This is a genomic window from Salinimicrobium flavum (genome assembly GCF_042684505.1).
GTDB lineage: Bacteria > Bacteroidota > Bacteroidia > Flavobacteriales > Flavobacteriaceae > Salinimicrobium > Salinimicrobium flavum.
This window is the reverse complement of the sequence record NZ_JBHULT010000006.1, coordinates 990395-1012005: the sequence shown is the minus strand read 5'-3', so window position 1 is coordinate 1012005 and position 21611 is coordinate 990395. Positions and strand designations below refer to the sequence as shown.

Here is a 21611-nt window from a genome sequence, read left to right as displayed (position 1 = left end):
ATTTGTTCGTTCCTCTAGCTTAAGTTGCACTGTTCTTGCAACAGCATAGTAACGCAAAAATAGCATAATTTAACTTATGTCGAAGGTTAAATATTATTACGATAGTGAGACGCTTTCCTATAAAAAGATAGAGCGAAAAAAGGGCCGGAAGCTGGGATTCATTATACTCAGTACCGTCAGTGCATTTCTGGCGGGCTTTATTCTGCTGGTCATTTACCTCAACATTCCGCAGCTGGAGACCCCCAAGGAAAAAGCCTTAAAGAGGGAACTGGAGAACATGAAGTTGCAGTATGGGATGTTGAACCGCAAAATGGACCAGGTACAGGAGGTCCTTGCGAATGTTGAAGACCGGGATAATAACATTTACCGACTTTATTTCGAAGCCAATCCCATCCCTGAAGAGCAGCGTCTTGCAGGATTCGGGGGTGTGAACAGGTACCGAAACCTGGAAGGCTATGATAACTCCAAACTAATTATCGAAAGTCATAAAAAGATAGACATGCTCACCAAAAGGGTGGTGGTGCAGTCCCGCTCTCTTGACGAGATCGTACATCTGGCTGAGGACAAGGAGCAATTTTTGGCGTCTATTCCCGCTATTATGCCGGTAAAGAACGAGAACCTTAAACGTATGGCTTCGGGCTACGGGTGGAGGACAGATCCTTTTACCAAAGTGCGCAAATTTCATTACGGGATGGATTTCACTGCTCCACGGGGCACCCCTATTTATGCTCCCGGTGACGGAACGGTAGACCGCGCAGATAACCGTTCCAGCGGCTACGGGCGGCACATAAGGATAAATCACGGTTACGGCTATGTGAGCCTTTATGCCCACCTGTACAAATACAATGTAAAAGCGGGTCAAAAAGTGAAACGTGGGGACCTTATCGGGTTTGTGGGAAGCACTGGACGCTCCCAGGCACCTCATCTGCACTACGAGATCTTCAAGGACGATGAAAGGATCAACCCCATCAACTTCTATTACGGCAATCTTTCCCCTGCGGAATATGACGAGATCCTGCAACAGTCCCAACAAGAAAATCAATCTCTAGACTAATGCACGTAGAGCTGCCCGAAAAACTGTATTACGGAATTGGAGAAGTAGCTGATGCTTTTGGGGTGAATACCTCGCTCATCAGATTTTGGGAAAAGGAGTTTGATGTGATCAAACCCAAAAAGAACGCCAAAGGAAACCGGAAATTCACCCGGGAGGATATCAAGAACCTCGAACTTATTTACCATCTTGTAAAAGAGAGAGGATTTACCCTTGAAGGTGCGAAAATCCACCTAAAGGAGGAGAAAAGCCGGAAAACATTATCTAACTTTGAAATAATCCGGAAACTGGAGAATATCAAATCAACGCTAATCAACCTAAAAAATCAACTATAATGAAAAAGTGGCTAGTCCCCGTATTGATAATTGGTGCAATTGTTCTTGGAATTTATTTTCTCTTTGTGGGGAAATATAACTCTGCCGTAGACAAACAGGAAGAGGCCCGCAGGTCATGGGCAGATGTGGAAAGCTCCTACCAGCGACGAAATGATCTCATCGACAACCTGGTTAGTACAGTGCGAGGTGCAGCCGATTTTGAAAGGGGAACCCTTACAGATGTGATCGAAGCGCGAGCCAAAGCTACCTCTGTTAATGTAGATGCAGAGAATCTTTCTGAAGCCCAGATCGAACAATTCAGGCGGGCGCAGGGAGAAGTTTCCTCTGCCCTTTCAAGGCTATTGGTGACCGTAGAACGTTACCCCGAACTCAAGGCTACCCAGAATTTCCAGCAATTGCAATCACAACTGGAAGGTACCGAGAACAGGATCAATGTGGCCAGGAACCGCTATAATGAATCTGTGACAGAGTACAACAGGTTCATAAGGAGGTTTCCTAATAACGTGATCGTGGGTATGTATGGCTTTGACAGAATGCCTCCATACGCATCAGATCCCGGCGCAGAAACTGCTCCCGACGTAGAATTTGACTTTAATTAATTACCCATGGCGAAAATAGAGGAGTTCCTTACGGAGCAAGAAGAGGAAGAAGTCGTAAAAGCGATTCGCCAGGCCGAACGTAAGACTTCGGGGGAAATAAGGGTGCATATTGAGAAGAGCAGTAAAGGAGACATCTGGGCACGTGCCATGGAAGTGTTCCATCTTCTCAAAATGGACAATACCAAGGAAGATAACGGTGTACTGATCTATGTCGCTATTGATGACCGTAATTTTGTGATCTACGGCGACAAGGGGATCAACGATGTGGTTCCTCCCGATTTCTGGGAGAGCACCAAAGACGCTATTGTTGCCCAATTCAAAAAAGGTAACTTCAAGCAGGGTCTTATTGACGGTATTACCCGTGCCGGTCACGAATTACAGGTGCATTTCCCCTGGAGCGAAGGAGATGACGAAAACCAGCTTTCGGATAAAATATCCAGATAAATGAAATACTTACCCCGGATCTTCATGTTTTTTATCCTGCTGACAGGTACTACTCTGGCAGTACAGGCACAGCGTGAGATTCCGAAGAGACCTGCCCTGCAGACCAGTGTTTACGATGAAGCCGAAGTGCTAAGCCCTTCAGAAGAAAAGAGCCTGGAACAAAAGCTTATCAATTATGCCGATACCACTTCTACACAGATCGTCGTGGTGACCATTGGCTCCCTGGAAGGGGAATATATTGGAACTTATTCAACCGAATGGGCGCATGAATGGGGAATTGGCCAGAAAGATAAAGACAACGGGATCCTGATCATGCTGGCAGAAGAGGAAAGAAAGATCTGGATAACAACAGGCTATGGCGTGGAAGGAGACCTTACCGACGCCATGTCCAAAAACATTGTTGACAACGTCATTTTGCCTGAATTCAGGGCAGGAAGTTTTTACCGCGGACTGGATGCAGGTACAGATGCCATCATGCAGGTACTGGCCGGAACTTACAAAGGCACACCGCAGCAAAGAAACGGCGGTGGCTCGACCCCAAGATTCATCATCCTTGCGCTTATCTTCATTTTCTTCATGATCGTTTTAAGCGGACGCAACAAACGAGGTGGCGGCGGAAAAGGCGGTCACCGAAGAGGCGGCGGACTGCTGGACATCCTAATCCTTAGCAGCCTTGGCCGTGGAGGATTTGGAGGCGGTGGAGGCCTTGGCGGAGGTGGAGGCTTTGGCGGCGGAGGCGGTTTTGGTGGCGGCTTCGGCGGCGGTGGTTTTGGCGGTGGTGGTGCCGGCGGAGGATGGTAGCATTAAACATGAAACTTTAGATATGAGACATGAGATCTTAAATCTTAAATGATAGAAATACAAGAACTCCCGAAAAGGTCATTTTCGGGAGTTCTTGTATTTTATGCTTCAAATATTTTTAGAACCTCATCATTTTTCTCTTATTAGGATCTTTCCCTCCAAACTTGCTAAGCTTATAAGTGAAACTCAGCATGAAATACTGTTCCAGGATAAGTTCTTCGGTATCCTGTACATAATCCTCCCCGGTAGTCCTTCGGGTGCTTACATTCTCATTGAGCAGGTCGTAAACCTTTACCTTCAGGGTAGCATCATCATTCAGGAACTTGTAGCCAAGGCTCGCATTCCATAACAGCGACGTCTGGTCAAAACCGGGTGCGGTATTTCCGAAGTAACTGAAGGAAACATCATTTCCAAAAACCACATTTTTCGGCCAGTAAGTGGTCACCTCAAGACCTATGGTATGGTTCACGAATTCCTCCTGCCTGTCACGCCTAATGTCGTAATCTGAAAAGTTATAACCCAATTCATACCTTAAATTGGTCTCAATTCGCTCGGTGTAATCGTAGCCAAAACGTACAGAAGGATTAATAGTAAACATATCTGCATTATACCGGGTACCGTTGGAAAAACCTACCTGCCGGTTGTAATTGGCGTTCATCCCTAACCGGTAGTTGAACGCTGTCTCCTCCTTCTTAAAACGTTTGTTGTAATAAGTACCTACTCCAGCTCTTAATCCTCCATCAAGGTTTCTAAAAGTAGTTGTGGTGACGAGATTTTCATCTGTCACGCTATAGGGTACCACAAGATCTTCAGAAAGACCGGCTGAAGCATAAAGACTGAAACCACTGCGGGTCGCGAAATCAAAATTGTGAAGGCCAAAATTAAAGTTATGTGTAAAAGTGGGTTTTAACTCCGGATTCCCTATGATAATATTCAACGGGTCTGTAAAATTGGCCACCGGCTGCAGTTCCCTGATGGTAGGGATATTTGTATCATTACGGTAATAGGCGTACATTGATTTTCCCCTGCCCATGGTATATCTTACGCTGGTGTTAAGGAAAAGGTTATTGTAATTACGGTTAAAGGATGTTTCTGAAAGGTAATCCTCATTCTTAAGCCTGGTACTCAAAAGACCTGTTTCGAAACCAAGCCGCCACTTTTCCCCTTCATAGTTCAGCCCTATATTAGGAATATGCTTCAGGCTGGTAGCCTCAAAATCATTGCTCAACACTTCATTGAAATCGCTATAGCTGTTTGTGGCCTGGTCGAGGTCAAAAACATCACGCGTATTGCCCAATTTACGGGTGCTGAAGTCATAAGAAAGGTCCAGGAAGAGTTTTTCGGCGAGCACAGAACGCTGGGTGATCCCTGCTTCATACTCATCTGTAGTATTATCTTCCAAAATGAATTGATCGCGCACTTCTGAATCTGACAGGATTCCGTCTTCATAATTAAGCTGTTCTGAAAAGAACCTGTTCTCGCTTTCACCAGACTCATTTCGGTTGACAAGGTCCAGTTGCAGGTAAGCCCCGCGACTCCCGAATTTTCTAATAAAATTAATACGGTTAGTAAAAGTTCTTTTTCTCAGGTCCTCATTGTCAAAGGTGGTACTCATCACCTCCCGTTCCTCATCAATTCGCTCTGAGGTTCTGCTCCTGGTGGAGAAACCGTCGTTGAGATTCACCGAGGGACGAATGGATAACTTGGTAAGGGTATCGATCTCGACCTCAAAACCTGCGTTGGCCCTGTGACTTTCGTTGATCAAGTTTCCGGAGGATACTGAATTGGTATAGTAGGTCCTGTCTGGCAGAAAAGTCTCTCTCTGTACTATGGTCTTTGTTTCGGTGTCATTTTTTCCGAAGAAATAATCGCCGGTAAGTTCATATTTCTTGTCCCATTCATTGGCGAAATTGAAACCGGCCGTTTCACTTTTTGTGATACCGCCGTTGCTGCCAAAGCTGTTCCCGCCAATACTAAAACTGCCGTTGCGGTTAAAGGAAATACTGCGACCACGGCCGCTGTTTCCCATCATGTCGAATATCTCATCAAAACTAAAACCGGCGCTGTTGATGTTGTTGCCTCCGGCCAACACACTTACCCTAAGGTCATCCTTAAAATAGTTCCCTATCCCGCTAAGCTCATATCTCCCATTTGTACCGCCACCTGCCGTGGCCCGGGCGAAATAACCTTTGTTCTTGTCTTTTTTAATGGTTACGTTGATGGTCTTGTCATCTGGATTTCCGGCTTTCCCGGTGAATTCTTCAGACTTGGTCCTGGTATCGACCACCTGTATCTTATCAATAATTTCCTTCGGAAGGTTCTTGGTTGCGATCTTGGGATCGTTCCCGAAGAATTCTTTTCCGTTCACTAAAATCCGGGAAACAGGTTTACCATTTACAGTAATATTCCCCTGGGCATCTACTTCGACTCCCGGAAGTTTCTTCATTACCTCCTCCAGGTTAGCATCGGGACGGGTCGCGAAAGAACCCGCATTGAACTCGAGCGTATCCTTTTTTATAATAACGGGAACCCTCTCTGAGATCACTGTTACTTCTCCCAACATGGTATTCATCTCTTCCATTTTCACTAACCCTAGATCTACCCTGGGTCCTGAGAGTTCAATTATTCTGGTATAAGGGGCATAACCACTATAGGAACTCACCAGGCGCAAAGAATCTGACTTATTGGAACCTTGGATCACGAAAATACCTTCTGCATTTGAAATGGTATAGGAAACCAGGGCGCTGTCTGAGACTTTTTCTACAAAAACCGTAGCCGACTCCAGGGGAAGGCTGGTCTTCTTATCTACTAATTTTCCGGAAATCTCAAATTGTTGTGCCGCCGCTCCCAGGGAAAAAAGAAGCAGGCATAGAAATGAAAAAATTCTCATTATGGGGGATTTTTAAACAAAAAAAATACCGCCGGGTTTTGCCGGCAGTATCCATTTGACTCTCAAAAAGAGAAAAAGTTACATGGGTTTTTATTTCTTTCTGAAATATACTGAAACGGGAACTCCCGTAAAGTTGAATTCCTTGCGAAGTTTATTCTCCAGGAACCGCTTGTAAGGGTCCTTGACATACTGCGGCAGGTTACAGAAAAATGCGAACTGCGGCTGGGGTGTAGGAAGCTGCATACAGAACTTGATCTTCACGTATTTTCCTTTATAGGCCGGCGGCGGATAAGCTTCAAGGATAGGAAGCATTACTTCATTAAGCTCACTGGTCTTGATCTTTTTACTGCGGTTCTGGTAGACCTCAACAGCTGTTTCTATAGCTTTGAAGATACGCTGTTTGGTGAGTACAGACATGAATACGATAGGGACATCTGTGAAAGGTTCCATCTCCTGGCGAATTTTCGCTTCGTATTCTTTCATGGTGTTGGTCTCTTTGTCAACCAGGTCCCACTTGTTCACCAGGATCACGATCCCTTTCCGGTTTCTTTGGGCCAGCCAGAAGATGTTCTGAACCTGTCCGTCAAATCCTCGGGTGGCATCCATCACGATCAAACAAACGTCACAGTGTTCAATGGCTCTGACAGACCGCATAACCGAATAAAATTCGAGGTCTTCCTTTACCTTGGATTTTCTCCTTATCCCGGCGGTATCCACCAGGTTAAATTCAAATCCGAAACGATTGTAGCGGGTATCTATAGAATCGCGGGTGGTACCGGCAATATCGGTCACTATATACCTGTCTTCCCCAATAAGCGCATTGATAAATGACGATTTTCCCGCATTGGGACGGCCAACTACCGCAAAACGGGGCAATTCGGCATCTTCTTCACGGGTATCTTCCGGCAGGGCTTCCACCAGGGCATCCAGTAATTCCCCCGTACCGCTACCACTAGTACTTGCAATAGGAAAATATTCACCTAAACCCAATGAGTAGAATTCTACCGCATTTTCAAGGCGTTTGGAGTTATCTACCTTATTTACAGCCAGGAAAACTGGTTTGTTCACCTTCCGCAGCAAAGCGGCTACATCTTCATCCATAGGAGTGACGCCAGTCTCTACATCTACCATAAAAATGATGGCATCGGCTTCGTCAATGGCAAGTTCTACCTGCTTATCGATCTCGGCTTCAAAGATGTCATCGCTTCCCAGTATATAACCTCCGGTATCTATGACAGAAAAATACTTACCGTTCCAGTCACTTTTTCCGTAGTGCCGGTCACGGGTCACCCCGCTCTCAGAATCTACAATAGCTTCCCTACGCTGAATTAACCGGTTAAAAAAAGTTGATTTTCCAACATTAGGTCTCCCTACAATGGCTACAATACTGCTCATAATTACTCAATTCTAAATAAGGGTGCAAAATTAGGTGTTTTAAAGCAATTGCCTTACATGTATATCTATCTAATTTTCAACTGCTGCGGAAAGTAACCTCTCTTCACCAAATTTATTCGGATTAAAGGGAGACACCACTGAAAAAAAGGATTTTTCGGTAGAGTGAAAAATCAGAAAAGGAACTTATTTTTTATCTCCCGAATATCCGAAACGACGCAATTGCCTTGCATCGCTACGCCAGTTCTTGTTCACTTTTACATACAGTTCCAGGTGTACCTGCTTTCCGAAGAATTTTTCAAGATCTTTCCGGGCTTCCACTCCTACCCTTTTTAAGGCCGCTCCTTTATGACCAATAATGATCCCTTTCTGGGTTTCACGTTCCACCATGATCACACTACGCATGCGAATTATGTCTTCTTCCTCGAAGAATTCTTCGGTGTCGATCTCAACACTGTAAGGGATCTCTTTTTTATAATGCATCAGGATCTTTTCCCTGATGATCTCATTGACAAAGAAGCGTTCGGGCTTATCGGTTAAGGTGTCTTTAGGATAGAAAGCAGGAGACTCGGGCAGCAGTTCCACGATTCGGTTAAAGATCTGTGGGACGTTGAAGCCCTCAAGGGCAGAAACCGGGAAGATCTCGGCATTAGGTACTTTTTCCTTCCACAGCTGTACCTGATCTTCCAGTTGTTCCTGGTTTGATTTATCGATCTTGTTCAGCAACAACAAAACAGGAATTTCAGAATGAATGATCTTATTGAAAAATGACTCATCCTTAAGTTCTTGTTCGCCTATTTCAACCATATACACCAGTATATCTGCATCTTCAAAAGCCGATTTCACGAAATCCATCATAGATTCCTGTAGCTGGTAAGCAGGTTTTATGATCCCCGGGGTATCACTCAGGATGACCTGAAAGTCTTCCCCGTTGACGATCCCCAGGATACGGTGACGAGTGGTTTGCGCCTTAGAGGTGATTATACTGAGTTTCTCCCCTATAAAAGCATTCATGAGGGTAGATTTTCCCACGTTGGGATTTCCTATGATATTGACAAAACCAGCTTTGTGAGCCATAACTTATTTTTTTACAAAGATACCTAATTCTAAAGCAGCTCAAAAGATTGATTTCTGCGGAAAATTACTACTTCATCCCGCGGTCATACATGACGATGCTACCTGCAACTGAAACATTAAGGCTGAAAGTGGATTGGAACTTTACCAGAAAATGTGCTTTTTCAATAGCCTTACGGGAGAGGCCGTGATCTTCAGCACCTAAGAGATAGACACAGCGCCGCGGATGTTCAAAAGTTTCAAGGGGTTTAGCCTCCTCTGTCAATTCCACTCCCACCAGCATGGCTCCTTTGGGCAGGTGCCGGTAAAAATCCTCAAAGGTTTGATAATGAAAATAAGGCATGGCCCCAATGGCCTTATGGGTGTCACAAGCCTGCCTGGCATACCTGTTCCCAATCGTAAAAATAAAACTTGCTCCCATATTCTGGGCAGAACGCCAAAGAACTCCAAGATTTTCGGGAGTCTTGCCATTTTGGATCCCAATTCCGAAGAATCCCTGTTCCAGATTATCTACTTTCATGAGCCAAAAATAGTAATTCGAAAAACCCTGAAAAATTTAAAGAATGATTTTAATCATTTCAAAAATACCCCTTTCCAAATATCTTTAGAAAAACTCTCGGCCATGAAAAATGTACTTATTCCCACAGATTTTTCTGAAAGCGCCTCTTACGCTTCCGACCTGGGAGTAGAGATAGCGAAAAAAATGAACACCGGCGTCACCTTTCTGCACCTTATCTCTACACCTGTTGACTGGAGAAAACTGCCGCTGGAAAAGGAATCGCTATATCCTGAAACCAAAGCAGCTATTGGGGAAGCGAAGGATCAACTGGTGAAATTAGAAAGAAGAGCAGAAAAGAACGGAGTAGAGATCAGCTCTTCCCTCATCTTCAATACCGGTATAGAAGAGATCCATAAATATATCAATAAGGAACATTACAGCCTTGTGGTGATGGGAACCCATGGCCAAAAAGGTTTTAATAAAATGGCAGGTACCAATACCCATAAAGTCATGAGCAAATCTCCCGTCCCGGTGCTGGCCGTTAAACGAGGGGATGGACCGGTCCTACCTAAAAATATTGCAATAGCTTCAGATTTCGAGAATGAATCTCTGGCAGATTTTGAAATGATCATGGAAATTGCCATTGCGCTGGGAGCAGAAATTCAGTTGTTATATGTTAATACCCCATACAATTTCAGGGAAAGTACAGAGATCGAGGAGAAACTCAACAGGTTCCTGCAAAAATATTCCGGTCAAAATGTGAAGCATACTGTCATTAATGCGCATGATGAGCAGCGGGGAATTGAAAAATTCCTAAAGAACTGTCATTGCGATATGCTGGGGGTGATCACCCACGGCAGGGCAGGCCTATCACCTCTTTATCGAAAAAGTATTTCTGAAGGCTTGATCAACAAGCTCGAGATGCCGGTATTGAGCATCAATAGCAATGAATGATCAGGAAATTTTTCCTTCTGAAAAATTGATCTTTTCAATATCAATCACCGTATTACCGGCGATCACCACAGAGATGAGCAGGTGAGCCTGACCGGGAATGAGGTCAGCTATGCGAAATTCAGATAGGTTTCCAGAAATATTTATCCCGTCATACACTTCCATATCGCCCTGCAATTTTTTGTTGAGATCAAGGACCTGATCTTCAATGAGGGGGCGGAAATCATATTTCATCTTTTTCCTGAATCCGCTGAACAGAAAAGTATTGGCCATTACCTGCAGGAACTTATTGATCAACCAGCTATTATTCTCCCCTTCGAGCTGATAATCTGATATCCTCACTTCCTGCTTGTCGGGGTCAAAAGTCATTGCCAGATGCACCCTCACCCTGAGGATCTTGTTTTTGAAAAAAGAGGTAAGAGTTCTTAACTGTAGATTAAGAGCAAGGTCAAAATTCTCTTCCTCACTTTTTCCCAATGATATAGCCAGCACCTCGGCATATTCCTTCTCTTCACCGTCTTTCTTTTCTTCCTTAAGGACTTCCCCTATATATTTCTCTCTTAGATATCTTTCTATTGCCGTATATCTTATTTTCACCGGCAGGCGCAGCATAACATTTTCCTTTGTTGATCTTCCGCTATTTTCCATGTGACCTGTTTTTACCCTTAATTCATAGGGCTATTTCCCACAGAAGATACTTAAAATTTACATTTTCTCACAACCAAAAGTGCAGGAGGTTGTACACGGCAGGAAGGCTTCAAATAAATAAAGAGAAATCCCCGGGAAAATCCCGATTAATGCTAAAAGGATTAAATTTGAAAAAAGGATTTAAAACAAATATTATGGCACTTATATTACCGGTAAAGGAGGTTTATCCAAAAATTGAAGATTCCTGTTTTGTAGCAGAAAATGCTACCATAGTGGGAGATGTCACGATGGGGAGTGATTGTTCAGTATGGTTTAATGCAGTGATTCGGGGAGATGTAAACTCCATTGACATAGGAAACAGGACCAACATCCAGGACGGGGCGGTGATCCACTGCACCTATGAAAAAGCTGCCACCACCATTGGGAATAATGTATCAATTGGCCACAGGGCTATTGTGCACGGTTGCACCGTTGAAGATAATGTGCTTATTGGAATGGGGGCTATTGTAATGGACCATGCTGTGGTAAGGGAAGGCTGTATCATCGCTGCCGGAGCAGTGGTACTGGAAAATACCATCTGTGAACCGGGATATATTTATGCTGGTATTCCTGCGAAAAAGATAAAAAAAATGAGTGATGCCCAGATCGAGAACCTGAAAAAGACTGCCGGAAATTATATTATGTACAGCAGCTGGTTTGAATCACATGAATAATAACCTCAAAAAGGTAAGAATAAGCAGCATACCTGCTATTGCTGCAAAGAGAAAAATAAGGATCAGCCTTAGTGTTGAATTATTCAGCAGCCTGTAAATATCCTGCTTAGACATAGCAATTTTTTATTAAAGGGGTTGCAAATCCAATGCCATATCAAATAAAATGTGAAGTAAATTCGAAATATCCCTCATAAATAAAGCCCGCGTTTTCTGCTGAGGGAAATGATCTTTTTAATGACGAGCTGCTAAATCACTACCGGTCTGGTGAAAGAGTCGGAAAAATCCTATATTGCCTGTAGATTCTCAAATATGAAGGTAAAATCAGAAATAATTCTGGCGATTTTGCTGATGGCAACAGCAGTCATATCCATTTATCTTGGCTTCAGGACCGGTGCATTAAACTCTAAGGAAGACTTAAGGATACAGATAGAAGAAAAGACTGAGAAGATCAAAGTTCTAGAGGATAAAATTCAACAGCTCTCACAAGAACTAACTTCCCGGGGAATCTACAGCTATCCGCAAGCCAGCCTGGTCCCTGAAAAAGGTGGAACTGCCGCAAAAGTTCTCATTACCCTAAACGGAAGGGAAGAGATCAAAGATCTTGAAATTGAAAGAAGAATTAATTTTGATTACCTGAATAATGCAGGAGAATCTTTGGAGGCAACTGCAAATAAAGGCAAAACCGTTTTCCTTGGAACCTTAACCGCCCATAATCCCGTAGCATTTGAAATTGAGAATTTTCAAAAAGATTTAGCCATCGACCTTAAATTCAAATCAGGTAGAGATCAATGGCACCAGTACATAAGAACCAGTAAAACTCCGGATGGGATCAAAAGTTTCTGGGTAATCACCAACAGGGATTCAGAAGTGATCGACAAACATATTGACCCCGGCTTCCCAACCGATGTTTCCGGCAGTGTGGAGTTTACAGAGAACAGGGAAGTGAGGTATGCAGATATTGCGATGAATTCTATATTTCGACCGTGATCTCTTATGAATACACATAACTGAAGGCAGGGCTCTGGCAATGGAAGAACTGCGCCCCTAATATCCATTAAAATAGCCAACCTGGCACTTAAGAACAATTCTTTTCCTGCTTAACATGGAAATTATGTTCACTACGATCAGGGCTTCACAAACTTACCGCAAAATCATTTTCATTTATTCTGATCCTGATTCCTGGATCTCTGCATCGGGCGCATTTGCCTTTACCGAGGTTATTCCTTTTTCCATAGCAGCTAAGGTGGTATATACTTCACTGGAGCCAACTATTTCTCCATTGGAAGCCTTGAGGTTAAATCTATAGCCTCCGGATGCCTCTTTCCGGTCGAAGTGATCATCTTCTAGAGCATTGATACGTACAGCACGTATTCCCTTTTCACAGGACTCTTTATCCTTATATCCTTCACTCTTAAGGATAATTTCGCCATTACCCGATTTTAAATTAAACCGGAATTCCCCGGCTTTATCTTTACTGATCTCAAATTTTGACATGAATTCACGTTTTAGTTAGACCTCTTTAATTTAAGAAAAAATCAAATGAAAAACCAGAAGAGATTTTTAAGGTCCGGGGATGTTCGATTGCGGGGGACAATCCAGAAGCCCCCTGGAGAATCCAAGACTTCAGAAAAAAACCACCTTAAAAGGTGGTTTTACTAGTAGGGGGAAAAATTGTAATATCCACCCAATTCATGCCACAAAGATTTTAAATAAAATTCTAAAAACCTATCGTAGAGAAATGAGCCTTTCATTGGTCATGATTAATCATCAACTAAAGCTAATTTGAAAATCTTTCCCGTATTACCCTCAGGACCCAGAAAACTGGAGACGGCCAGGTAAATCTCACCTTCAAGATCCTGACCAAATCCTTTTAAATAGTATCCTATGTCATCTGTTGTGCTTTTGAATTCCAATTCTTCGAAATTCCAAAGACCCTCACCTATAGGGTTGGCGATGAAAACTTCCCCGGTAGGCTCGAAATCTTTAGAGAAAGAACCAAATACATACTGCCCGCTTAAATCGGGTATGGCCTGGCCTCTGTAGACATATCCACCAATGATAGTGACAGTAGTTCCACCTGCCGGATTATTAGCATTGTTCATCTCAATAACAGGGTCAATAAGCTCATTTCCTAATTCATCTACCTCAGGACATGAAGAAAGTACATTCTCGTTATTGGAGGCGTCGAAGCAATGCGTTCCTTCTTTTACGTTCCAACCATAATTACCGCCGTTTTCTACCACGCTTATTTCCTCCCATAAATTTTGACCAGCATCCCCAACGAATAAACGATGATCTCCTCCCATATCGAACGAAAACCTGAACGGATTTCTGAACCCGTAAGCATAGATTTCATCCCGTCCTTCAGAATCCACAAATGGATTATCACCCGGAATACCATAGGGATCAGCTCCATCGACATCTATTCTTAGAATATCACCCAGAAGGTTTGATTCGACGTCCTGTCCGTTACCTCCTTCATTCACTTCGTACCAATCCTCCACATGACCGGGAGCCACATCGTTTGAGGCACCTCCGTCACCAATCGAAATGTAGAGGTAGCCATCACCAGGTCCAAAAGCTATAGTTCCTCCTTCATGATTCCACTGAGGCTGGTCAATTTCCAGAATTATTTTTTCTGAATTGGTATTGACCTGTCCGGGGTTAGAAGCGGAAACAGTGAATTCTGAGATCCTGCTTATGTTATCCCACATTTCTCCTGCCTCAGGTCCTCCTGCATTAGGCGGTGCCGTATAGTAAACAAAAAGACGACCGTTGGATTCGTAATCAGGATGAAAAGCCAGCCCTAACAATCCTCTTTCATCATAATTTGCACTTAGTGATACCATTTGATCACTTACATCCAAAAAGGGTTCCTCCTGTAAAGCTCCGGAATCATCAATCACCCACACCTTCCCAATCTGGTCTATAATATATAAGTTACCGGAATCATCCGGAGAGGGAATAAGACCCACCGGGGATGTTAAATTATCAGCGATTAGCACCAAATCAATAGATTGCGTTGGGTCTACTGGAGGACGAGTGTTATTGTCATCATCATCTGAACATCCTGAAAAACAGATCACGATTAAAAAGAAGATGCAGAGCGACAAGAAAGAATTTCTCCCGGCATTTGTTAAAATTGAAAAGTTGATCGTTTTCATGACACATCTTTTTAAATTATTAATAGGGAGGTAACTTAAAATTACCACATTTAAGAACAGATTAATAATATATGGAGATGTATATTTCCAATTTTAACATTGATAATCAATAAGTTATATCTTTTATTAGATAAATAGGCACTGATTCCCTCAGTAACCATAAGACTTTCTAATAAATTATTTGATTAAAATGAAATAATTACATTAGTTGGTTAAATTTTTATACTTACGATTATTAATTTGTAAATTACATGATAAATCTATTTTTTGAATTAATTCTTAAATAGAATAAATTGATCATTTATCCCTCTAAAAATTAACTAGTCCCTTTTCTATTTGCTCCCCCTCAAACATGTGTGGTAAAAGGAGTATTAATTATAATAATTGGACTATGGACAGAAAGACATTCATTCAAAAAACAACCCTGGGAATTCTATTAAGTATTCCCGCGGTTACAATTCTCGGTTGTTCAGGATCAGATGATAATGGAAATTCGAGACCAGATCCAGATCCTGATCCCACAGCCAAAAACTGTGTGGAGAACGGCACAAGTACATCAGTCAGTACCGCAGACAATCATACTCACAGCCTTTCAGTTTCCAAAGAAGATGTTTCCGCAGGGGCAACCAAAACTTATGATTTAAGTCAGTCAGCAGATCATATCCATCAAGTTACTTTGGAGGCAAACGATTTTCAGGCTTTGAAGACTAGTCCGAATTCATCAATAACGAAGGCTTCAACTTCTAATAGTGGACACACTCATAACGTGACAGTTTCGTGTGCTTGAAAAACATTATTTAACTTTTTATCCCTCATTGCATTTGGCGAGGAGGGATTTTTCTTGTGGTTGGCTAATTTCCGAATTACTATGCTTTGCATTTGAATATGAAAATCAGGAAAGAAGGTTTCACCGTAGGTCTTCCCATATTCTTCAGAATAAAGAATATTTACTACAAATTTTTCCATAAAAAAACCCTTCATTTCTGAAGGGCTCTCTAGTAGCGGGAACTGGACTCGAACCAGTGACCTTCGGGTTATGAGCCCGACGAGCTACCTACTGCTCTATCCCGCGATATTGGACTGCAAATATACAGTCAAATTTCGTTTCTCCAAAGTTTTTTGTGAAATTAATTTATCCATGAGGCCCTGATCATTCGGGTAGGTTAAGGCTCAAATAGTTGAAGAAGATCAATTATTATTGATCAATACTTTCGGCCTCAAATAATACGAGCTCCCGGTCTGCAAATCGCGCATTGATCTCAATGGGATTGCAGCATACCTCACAGTCCTCGATATATTTCTGAACAGTCACAGAAGGGTCGAGCAACATCGAAATGTCTTCCCCACAATAAGGACATTGAAAAACATGCTCAACCATATGATCAGAATTCTACATTAAGGAGTTGGCCACTAAGTCTTAATACTTCCAACTCTGCCAGTTTAGCATCATACTTTGCAAGATTGAGGCTGGTCCTGGCATTAAGCAGGTTGATCTGGGCCTGCCGGAACTCAATTGACGTCACCTGTCCCAGTTTATACTGCTCCTCAGTACGGTTGAAGTTATCAAGATTTGTTTTTACATTTTCCTCCTGCACATGGAAAATGTACAGCTTGTTCTCATAGGTTCCCAGGGCGTTGGCAATGTCCCGCTTCACCTCAAGGCTTATCTGCTCTTTCAGCAATTCCTGGCTTTCATTAATGATCCTGGCATTCTGCACCTGTACACTTGTCCTGCCCCCGTCAAAGATATCCCAGGAAAGATTAAGTCCCGCTGAAAGTCCTGAAGTGGTCGTGGTTGAGCCCGGAAAGAACGCGGTAGCCGCACTTTCATTCCGGTTCCACCCATAGGAGCCGGTCAGCCCCACAGAAGGTAAATATCCCGATCTTCTAATCCTGATGTCGTATTCGCTTATGGTAATAGCTTTCTCACTTTGCAATAAGCGCACGTTATTGACCTCAGCCTCCTCCACCAGCGCATCCAGACTTAGCCTGGGAAGAAAAGTTACTGTAGTATCAACCCGGTAATCCTGCCTGCTAACATCCCTATCCAGCAGTACGTTGAGATCCCTTTTGGTATTAAATAGTCGCTGACGGGCCTCCAGCAGGTTAATGCTGTCATTATTGACATCTACCCGGGCATTGAGCACGGCCAGATTATTGGTTTGCCCATATTCGAACATATACCCGGCACGGGTAACCCTTTCTTGTGAGATCTCAAGAGTTTCCTCGAGCACATCAATATTTTCACTTAACCGGGCGATCTCGAAGTAGACGCTGAACAGTTGCAAAATGGTATTTTCGATCGTTTCCCGCGCCTCCAGCTGACTTAAATTATATTGTTCCTTTAAGCTCCTGTAATTATACAATCTTCCCAAGCCGTCAAAAAGTAGGTAATTAAGATCTAAAGACCCATTGTAAAACATATTCTCAATACCCTTCTGCTCCACCGATTCTTCCCCATCTGGCTCTGTTAGACGGTCATTAAGGTCATAACTGGTGCCGGCGCGAGCCGAAAGGGATGGCAGGTATCCTGAATTACGAATGCTTTTGTTGTTTTCGGCGATCTCAACTTCATTCGTAGAGATCCTTATTCCGTAGTTACTTTCCAGAGCGCGTGCTATAGCCTCCTCCCTGGTAAGAACTGTTTGCTGGGCCTGTACCTGCAGCATTCCCCCCAACACTAAAAAAAGTAAAAACCAGCTATTGTCTTTCTTCATGCTCACGTTCTTCTTTTTGTTCCTTAATGGCTCTTTCCACTTCTTCATTGGTTACATTGTTTCCGGTAGCCAGCCACTTTGTCCCCACTTTGATATTGTTGCTTATAGAAAGCAGCAATGGCAGTAACAACAAGGTCAAAACGGTAGCAATGGCAATTCCGTAGGAAATAGAGATCGCCATGGGTTTTAAAAACTGTGCCTGGCGGCTTTTTTCCAGGAGCAGGGGTGCCAGTCCTGCGATCGTGGTAAGGGAAGTAAGATAAATCGCCCTGAACCTCGCCTTACCGGCTTCATAAAGGGCTTCCTTGAATTCCATTCCCTGCCGCAGAAATCCGTTAAATTTTCCAATTAACACCAGTCCGTCGTTGACCATGATCCCAACCAGGGCAATTATTCCCAATGCCGAAAGAACGTTTATAGGAAAATCATGGATCCAGTGGCCCCATGCCACACCTATTATACTAAACGGGATCATAAGCATGAGCAGCAAAGGCTGACTGTAACTTCTAAAGGTGAAAGCGATCGTGGCATAGATGAGAAACAGGATCACCGGTAAAACTGATTTTGCCGACCTTGATAATTTTCCTGCTTCCCGGTTCTGCCCTTCATACGATACCGTGATGCTGGGATATTTTGAAAGGAGCTCTGGCATTACATTCTCCTGAATATCGCTTAAGATCTCTGTGGAACTTCCATTGGGATCTTCCATATCTGCCGTAACCCTTATCTCCCGCATCCCATCAAGGTGGCTGATAGATTCTGTACCGCGAACTATTTCGTAATTAGCAATTTCATCAAAAGGCACCCTTGTGCCGGAAGGGGTCATAAGACGCATGTTATCCAGATCATTGATCGAGGAACGGTTCTCAAGATCATAACGCACCCAGACCCTTATTTCATCCTGGCCTCTCTGGAACCGCTGTGCCTGTGCACCAAAAAAGCCATTTCTCACCTGTCTCATAACTTCGCTGAGATCAAGACCAAGAGCATAAGCATTATCCTTCAGTTTAACGTTGATCTCTTTTATCCCCTGCGGATCATTATCACTGACATCCTTGAGCAACGGATTGTTTTCAAAATTCTGTTTCAGTTCCTCTTTGGCTGCCTCCAGTTCAGAAAGATTGTTCCCTAACAGGGAAACCGAAATCGGGGAACCTCCAAAATTACCTCCAGATCCAAAAGTGAGGTTCTCAACCCCGAATACCGGTCCTACCTCATCTCTTATGGCATTGGTGATCTCCGGTGAACTGAAGTCACGGTCTTCACCGGGCAGCAGGTTCACCTGAAGAGAAGCCTTATTGTTACCGGGACCAACACGTTTTATTATGTTTTCGATAACCTGTTTGTTATCTGTCTGTCTTGCCGTAAAATCCTCATTGACCCTCCAGGCTGCAGCTTCCACCATGGTTATAATCGAGTCTGTTCTCTGCGGATTTACCCCTTCGGGCATTAACAGATCTATGTTCACCCTGTCACTGGCGATACTGGGGAACAGGGTAACCCTGATCTTGTTCCCTCCTATGGCACCAATGGTTAGAATCAGGATCGCTGCAAGGATCCCGAATGCCAGGAGCTGCTGTCTCAAAACGAACCTAAGGATTGGGGCATAGATCCTGTCCCGTTGATAGACCATGATTCGATCCCCCACCCTGTTGATTGCCCGCATTTTTCCGAAGAAAGCAGCAATACCCTTTGGCTTCTTTTTTACCTGTGTATCCCTAATTCTTAAAGCTTTGGAATGAGCAATATGGGCAGGAAGGATAATTAATGCTTCTATGAGGGAGATCACCAGGGTTAAGATCACAACTGTTGATACTTCGCCGAAGAATTCACCTATCCTGCTGTCTAAAAATAAAAAAGTGGAAAAGGCCAGCACCGTGGTAATAATGGCCGAGATGATTGGAGGCACCACCTCCATGGTCCCGTCAAGGGCTGCACGGATTGGGGTTTTACCCATTTCATAGTGCTGGTAAATATTTTCTGAGATCACAATTCCATCATCTACCAGGATACCGATCACGATGATCATTCCAAAAAGTGAAAGCACGTTAATGGTCACGCCAAACTGCGCGGCAAAAATGAACATTCCCAAAAAGGCAATTGGAAGCCCGAAGGCCACCCAGAAAGCCAGTCGAATATTCAGGAAAAGAGAAAGGAAGAACAGTACCAGCAGGATCCCCATGATCCCATTCTCCACCAGCAGTTGAGTTCTCTGACCCAGGGTGATCGAGGAGTCAAAAACTACATCAAGCTTCACGTTGCTGTTTCGCTGGTTGTATTCTTCCACATAGGCATTCACCTTTTCGGCAGTAGATAAGAGATCTTCGTTGTTCGTATTATTGATGGTAATATTGACTGCCACGTTCCCATTGAAGTATGAGGCATTTGGTGTTTCAGAGAATTGATCCCTTATTACAGCCACATCGCCCAGCCGGGTGATCTGTCCGGTTGAAGACGAGAGCAGCACCAGGTCATTTAATTCATCGGCGTAATAGGCGCGGTTATTGGCCCTGATAAGATAATCTTCGGCAATAGTCTTCACTGTCCCTCCGGTTGAAAGGATATTTGCACTGGAAACCGCGCGAGCCACTTCCTCAAAAGTCAGATTGTGAGCCAAGAGATCTGTCTCGCTTACAGCTATTTCAATTTCTTCCTGCGGAAAGCCCGAGATCTCTATCTGTGATACTCCCTCGAACATTCGCAGATCCTTCTCAATTTGCTGCGCAATCCTTTTAAGGGTCACCAGCGGGACATCTTCCCCGCTAATGGCAAATGATATGGTGGGTCTGATGGTTTCCTGCTTTGATACCACCAGAGGCTCCATTCCTGAAGGAAAGGTGGGAACCCTGTCTACGGCGTTCTTCACCTCGCTCAGCATCACATCTATGTCCTCATCCTGCTCGATCTCCACCGTGATCGAACCCCCGCTTTCACGCGCGACAGAGGTTACCCTGTCAATACCCACAAGACCTTTAAGATTATCTTCGATCTTGAGGATGATCCCCTCCTCGATCTCCTCGGGAGCTGAGCCCGGATAAGCAATGCTTATGTTTATGATCCTGGATTCCTGGAGCGGGAAAAAAGAGGATTTCATCTGGTAAATACCCACCGCTCCAAAAATGGCAAAAGCGATGATGATCACATTTACGGCGACCTCATATTTTATAAAATAACTGATTAATTTTCTCAAGGGTTCACATTTTTAGTGGTACCCTCTTCTTTCTGAATATTCACCAGCATTCCCGAATAAGCCCCCGGTACATTTGCTGAAAGGATCTGCTCCCCGTCCTCAAGGCCTTTGATCACCACATCATTCTTTCCGAAGTAAACAGGATCCACTTTGACCAGTTTGAGTACGCTGTCTCTAACTACAAATACTTCGGAACGGTTAATCAATAATTCACGCGGGATCTCAATGGCATTTTCTTCTGCTTTCGCAGCCAGTCTGGCCTGAAGGAACATCCCTTCCCTGATATTTTCGCCTTCCACCCGAATAAACACCTGTATGGTCTGTGATTCCTGATCAATACGAGCGTTCACCCTGGATACCGTACCGGTATAGGTTTCAGTTTCATCGAGATTGCTCAATTCCACTTTTTCCCCGGTCTTCAGCATATCACTAAATTTCCTCGCTACAGACACCTCAAGTTCATAAACTGAAGGATCAATGAACTCTCCGAGTTTCTGGCCCTGCCGTATCAAGGTTCCCCTCGTGACCAATGCCTCGGTTAGGATCCCGTCGAATGGGGCTACTATAAGAAATTTCCCAAGGCGCTCTTCCAGGTTTTTTATATTGTAATAAGCAGATATGATCCCCCTGCCTGTGATGAAATATTTTTCTTTATCTGAAGAAGCTTCGGGTAGAGGCGGTACAGTCTTATTAATATCAAAGTTATTGAGATAGGTTTCCCATTTCGGAAAAGCATCCGGAAAATCCAGCCTTAAGTCGGGCATTATAGAGGTGATTTTGTTGTAAAGATCACTTTTGGCAGATTGAACGCTGGCTGAATACTCCTGGGAATTGATATTGATCAATACCTGCCCTCTACTGTAACGCTGGCCGGGCCTGAAGTCTTTGCTGCTGCTCTGGAAGATCCCCTGCACTTCTGAAAAAAGTTCCAACTTTCTAAGGGCGGTAACATTACCATTCGCAGGCAGAACGATGGGTACCGTGGTGTTTTGCACGGTATCGACAAATACATTTTTAACCACTTTTGAAACCGGTGGCACTTCCTTTACATTGCTGTCTATGATGGCCTTGGCCCCAAAAACCGCTGCAACTATCAGCAGAACGCCAATGACAGATAGAATTATTTTACGTGTATCCATATTA

At 43.7% G+C, this 21611-nt stretch carries 20 protein-coding genes and 1 tRNA gene; 9 read left to right on the top strand and 12 right to left on the bottom strand.

Features of this window, described 5'->3' with window-relative positions:
- The first annotated feature begins 76 nt into the window (after window positions 1-76).
- From ACFSTG_RS08055 to ACFSTG_RS08035, 5 genes are read left to right on the top strand one after another with little or no spacing between them, the layout of a single operon-like run.
- Window positions 77-1054 carry a M23 family metallopeptidase gene (locus ACFSTG_RS08055; protein WP_380750761.1) on the top strand — a complete coding sequence of 326 codons (978 nt, stop codon included), beginning with the start codon at window positions 77-79 and terminating at the stop codon, window positions 1052-1054.
- A complete protein-coding gene (locus ACFSTG_RS08050; RefSeq protein WP_380750758.1) occupies window positions 1054-1386 on the top strand; it encodes a MerR family transcriptional regulator in 333 nt (110 codons plus the stop codon). The genes ACFSTG_RS08055 and ACFSTG_RS08050 overlap by 1 nt, the downstream gene beginning before the upstream one ends.
- The gene (locus tag ACFSTG_RS08045) at window positions 1386-1985 is read left to right on the top strand and encodes a LemA family protein (protein WP_380750755.1); all 600 of its coding nucleotides are present in this window, start codon (window positions 1386-1388) and stop codon (window positions 1983-1985) included. The genes ACFSTG_RS08050 and ACFSTG_RS08045 overlap by 1 nt, the downstream gene beginning before the upstream one ends.
- Window positions 1986-1991: 6 nt before the next feature.
- Window positions 1992-2429, top strand: a complete 438-nt coding sequence (locus ACFSTG_RS08040; RefSeq protein WP_380750752.1) for a TPM domain-containing protein — start codon at window positions 1992-1994, stop codon at window positions 2427-2429.
- A complete protein-coding gene (locus tag ACFSTG_RS08035; RefSeq protein ID WP_380750749.1) occupies window positions 2430-3230 on the top strand; it encodes a TPM domain-containing protein in 801 nt (266 codons plus the stop codon). It abuts the gene before it with no gap.
- Between the two features lie 118 nt (window positions 3231-3348).
- Here the strand turns inward: ACFSTG_RS08035 and ACFSTG_RS08030 are convergent, their stop codons facing one another.
- The 4 genes from ACFSTG_RS08030 to ACFSTG_RS08015 all read right to left on the bottom strand — a co-directional run bounded on the left by ACFSTG_RS08030 (window position 3349) and on the right by ACFSTG_RS08015 (window position 9106).
- Window positions 3349-6120: an outer membrane beta-barrel protein gene (locus tag ACFSTG_RS08030; RefSeq protein WP_380750746.1), complete on the bottom strand. Its 2772-nt coding sequence runs from the start codon at window positions 6118-6120 to the stop codon at window positions 3349-3351.
- Window positions 6121-6210: 90 nt separating this feature from the next.
- Window positions 6211-7515 (bottom strand): ribosome biogenesis GTPase Der, encoded by a 1305-nt coding sequence (gene der, locus ACFSTG_RS08025; RefSeq protein WP_380750743.1) that lies wholly within the window; start codon window positions 7513-7515, stop codon window positions 6211-6213.
- A gap of 183 nt (window positions 7516-7698) precedes the next feature.
- Window positions 7699-8589: a GTPase Era gene (gene era, locus ACFSTG_RS08020; RefSeq protein ID WP_380750740.1), complete on the bottom strand. Its 891-nt coding sequence runs from the start codon at window positions 8587-8589 to the stop codon at window positions 7699-7701.
- Window positions 8590-8656: 67 nt separating this feature from the next.
- A complete protein-coding gene (locus tag ACFSTG_RS08015; RefSeq protein WP_380750737.1) occupies window positions 8657-9106 on the bottom strand; it encodes an RNA methyltransferase in 450 nt (149 codons plus the stop codon).
- A gap of 102 nt (window positions 9107-9208) precedes the next feature.
- On the opposite strand from ACFSTG_RS08015, the gene ACFSTG_RS08010 reads away from it, so the two are divergent.
- Window positions 9209-10039 carry a universal stress protein gene (locus ACFSTG_RS08010; RefSeq protein WP_380750734.1) on the top strand — a complete coding sequence of 277 codons (831 nt, stop codon included), beginning with the start codon at window positions 9209-9211 and terminating at the stop codon, window positions 10037-10039.
- Here the strand turns inward: ACFSTG_RS08010 and ACFSTG_RS08005 are convergent, their stop codons facing one another.
- Window positions 10040-10684: a DUF4403 family protein gene (locus ACFSTG_RS08005; protein ID WP_380750731.1), complete on the bottom strand. Its 645-nt coding sequence runs from the start codon at window positions 10682-10684 to the stop codon at window positions 10040-10042.
- Window positions 10685-10878: 194 nt separating this feature from the next.
- Between ACFSTG_RS08005 and ACFSTG_RS08000 the strand changes: the two genes are divergently transcribed.
- The gene (locus tag ACFSTG_RS08000) at window positions 10879-11397 is read left to right on the top strand and encodes a gamma carbonic anhydrase family protein (RefSeq protein ID WP_380750728.1); all 519 of its coding nucleotides are present in this window, start codon (window positions 10879-10881) and stop codon (window positions 11395-11397) included.
- Between the two features lie 309 nt (window positions 11398-11706).
- Complete coding sequence (locus tag ACFSTG_RS07995) at window positions 11707-12384, top strand: hypothetical protein (RefSeq protein WP_380750725.1); 678 nt, start codon at window positions 11707-11709, stop codon at window positions 12382-12384.
- A 174-nt stretch (window positions 12385-12558) separates the two neighbouring features.
- On the opposite strand, the gene ACFSTG_RS07990 is transcribed toward ACFSTG_RS07995, so the two are convergent.
- A complete protein-coding gene (locus ACFSTG_RS07990; RefSeq protein ID WP_380750722.1) occupies window positions 12559-12891 on the bottom strand; it encodes a YegP family protein in 333 nt (110 codons plus the stop codon).
- A 266-nt stretch (window positions 12892-13157) separates the two neighbouring features.
- Window positions 13158-14561 carry a PQQ-dependent sugar dehydrogenase gene (locus ACFSTG_RS07985; RefSeq protein WP_380750719.1) on the bottom strand — a complete coding sequence of 468 codons (1404 nt, stop codon included), beginning with the start codon at window positions 14559-14561 and terminating at the stop codon, window positions 13158-13160.
- A 391-nt stretch (window positions 14562-14952) separates the two neighbouring features.
- Between ACFSTG_RS07985 and ACFSTG_RS07980 the strand changes: the two genes are divergently transcribed.
- On the top strand, window positions 14953-15348 hold the full coding sequence (locus ACFSTG_RS07980; RefSeq protein WP_380750716.1) for a hypothetical protein: 396 nt from the start codon (window positions 14953-14955) through the stop codon (window positions 15346-15348).
- 212 nt (window positions 15349-15560) lie between these two features.
- On the opposite strand, the gene ACFSTG_RS07975 is transcribed toward ACFSTG_RS07980, so the two are convergent.
- From ACFSTG_RS07975 to ACFSTG_RS07955, 5 genes are all read right to left on the bottom strand, one after another.
- Window positions 15561-15633 (bottom strand) — tRNA-Met (locus ACFSTG_RS07975).
- Between the two features lie 123 nt (window positions 15634-15756).
- The gene (locus ACFSTG_RS07970; protein ID WP_380750713.1) at window positions 15757-15939 is read right to left on the bottom strand and encodes a CPXCG motif-containing cysteine-rich protein; all 183 of its coding nucleotides are present in this window, start codon (window positions 15937-15939) and stop codon (window positions 15757-15759) included.
- 4 nt (window positions 15940-15943) lie between these two features.
- Window positions 15944-17278 carry a TolC family protein gene (locus tag ACFSTG_RS07965; protein WP_380750825.1) on the bottom strand — a complete coding sequence of 445 codons (1335 nt, stop codon included), beginning with the start codon at window positions 17276-17278 and terminating at the stop codon, window positions 15944-15946.
- Window positions 17262-20468, bottom strand: coding sequence for an efflux RND transporter permease subunit (locus tag ACFSTG_RS07960; protein ID WP_380750710.1), 3207 nt, complete (start codon window positions 20466-20468; stop codon window positions 17262-17264). Before ACFSTG_RS07960 ends, ACFSTG_RS07965 begins: the two co-directional genes overlap by 17 nt.
- Window positions 20465-21607 carry an efflux RND transporter periplasmic adaptor subunit gene (locus ACFSTG_RS07955; protein WP_380750707.1) on the bottom strand — a complete coding sequence of 381 codons (1143 nt, stop codon included), beginning with the start codon at window positions 21605-21607 and terminating at the stop codon, window positions 20465-20467. The genes ACFSTG_RS07960 and ACFSTG_RS07955 overlap by 4 nt, the downstream gene beginning before the upstream one ends.
- Between the last annotated feature and the right edge of the window lie 4 nt (window positions 21608-21611).

Bases quoted from the DNA above. Each gene is read 5' to 3' on its own strand.
- ACFSTG_RS08030 (WP_380750746.1), bottom strand. From the start codon at position 6,120: ATGAGAATTTTTTCATTTCTATGCCTGCTTCTTTTTTCCCTGGGAGCG.
- ACFSTG_RS07965 (WP_380750825.1), bottom strand. From the start codon at position 17,278: ATGAAGAAAGACAATAGCTGGTTTTTACTTTTTTTAGTGTTGGGGGGA.
- ACFSTG_RS07955 (WP_380750707.1), bottom strand. From the start codon at position 21,607: ATGGATACACGTAAAATAATTCTATCTGTCATTGGCGTTCTGCTGATA.
- ACFSTG_RS08035 (WP_380750749.1), top strand. From the start codon at position 2,430: ATGAAATACTTACCCCGGATCTTCATGTTTTTTATCCTGCTGACAGGT.
- ACFSTG_RS08045 (WP_380750755.1), top strand. From the start codon at position 1,386: ATGAAAAAGTGGCTAGTCCCCGTATTGATAATTGGTGCAATTGTTCTT.
- ACFSTG_RS08055 (WP_380750761.1), top strand. From the start codon at position 77: ATGTCGAAGGTTAAATATTATTACGATAGTGAGACGCTTTCCTATAAA.
- ACFSTG_RS08005 (WP_380750731.1), bottom strand. From the start codon at position 10,684: ATGGAAAATAGCGGAAGATCAACAAAGGAAAATGTTATGCTGCGCCTG.
- ACFSTG_RS07995 (WP_380750725.1), top strand. From the start codon at position 11,707: ATGAAGGTAAAATCAGAAATAATTCTGGCGATTTTGCTGATGGCAACA.
- ACFSTG_RS07990 (WP_380750722.1), bottom strand. From the start codon at position 12,891: ATGTCAAAATTTGAGATCAGTAAAGATAAAGCCGGGGAATTCCGGTTT.
- ACFSTG_RS07980 (WP_380750716.1), top strand. From the start codon at position 14,953: ATGGACAGAAAGACATTCATTCAAAAAACAACCCTGGGAATTCTATTA.
- ACFSTG_RS07970 (WP_380750713.1), bottom strand. From the start codon at position 15,939: ATGGTTGAGCATGTTTTTCAATGTCCTTATTGTGGGGAAGACATTTCG.
- ACFSTG_RS08010 (WP_380750734.1), top strand. From the start codon at position 9,209: ATGAAAAATGTACTTATTCCCACAGATTTTTCTGAAAGCGCCTCTTAC.
- ACFSTG_RS08015 (WP_380750737.1), bottom strand. From the start codon at position 9,106: ATGAAAGTAGATAATCTGGAACAGGGATTCTTCGGAATTGGGATCCAA.
- ACFSTG_RS07985 (WP_380750719.1), bottom strand. From the start codon at position 14,561: ATGAAAACGATCAACTTTTCAATTTTAACAAATGCCGGGAGAAATTCT.
- ACFSTG_RS08040 (WP_380750752.1), top strand. From the start codon at position 1,992: ATGGCGAAAATAGAGGAGTTCCTTACGGAGCAAGAAGAGGAAGAAGTC.
- era (WP_380750740.1), bottom strand. From the start codon at position 8,589: ATGGCTCACAAAGCTGGTTTTGTCAATATCATAGGAAATCCCAACGTG.
- ACFSTG_RS08050 (WP_380750758.1), top strand. From the start codon at position 1,054: ATGCACGTAGAGCTGCCCGAAAAACTGTATTACGGAATTGGAGAAGTA.
- ACFSTG_RS08000 (WP_380750728.1), top strand. From the start codon at position 10,879: ATGGCACTTATATTACCGGTAAAGGAGGTTTATCCAAAAATTGAAGAT.
- der (WP_380750743.1), bottom strand. From the start codon at position 7,515: ATGAGCAGTATTGTAGCCATTGTAGGGAGACCTAATGTTGGAAAATCA.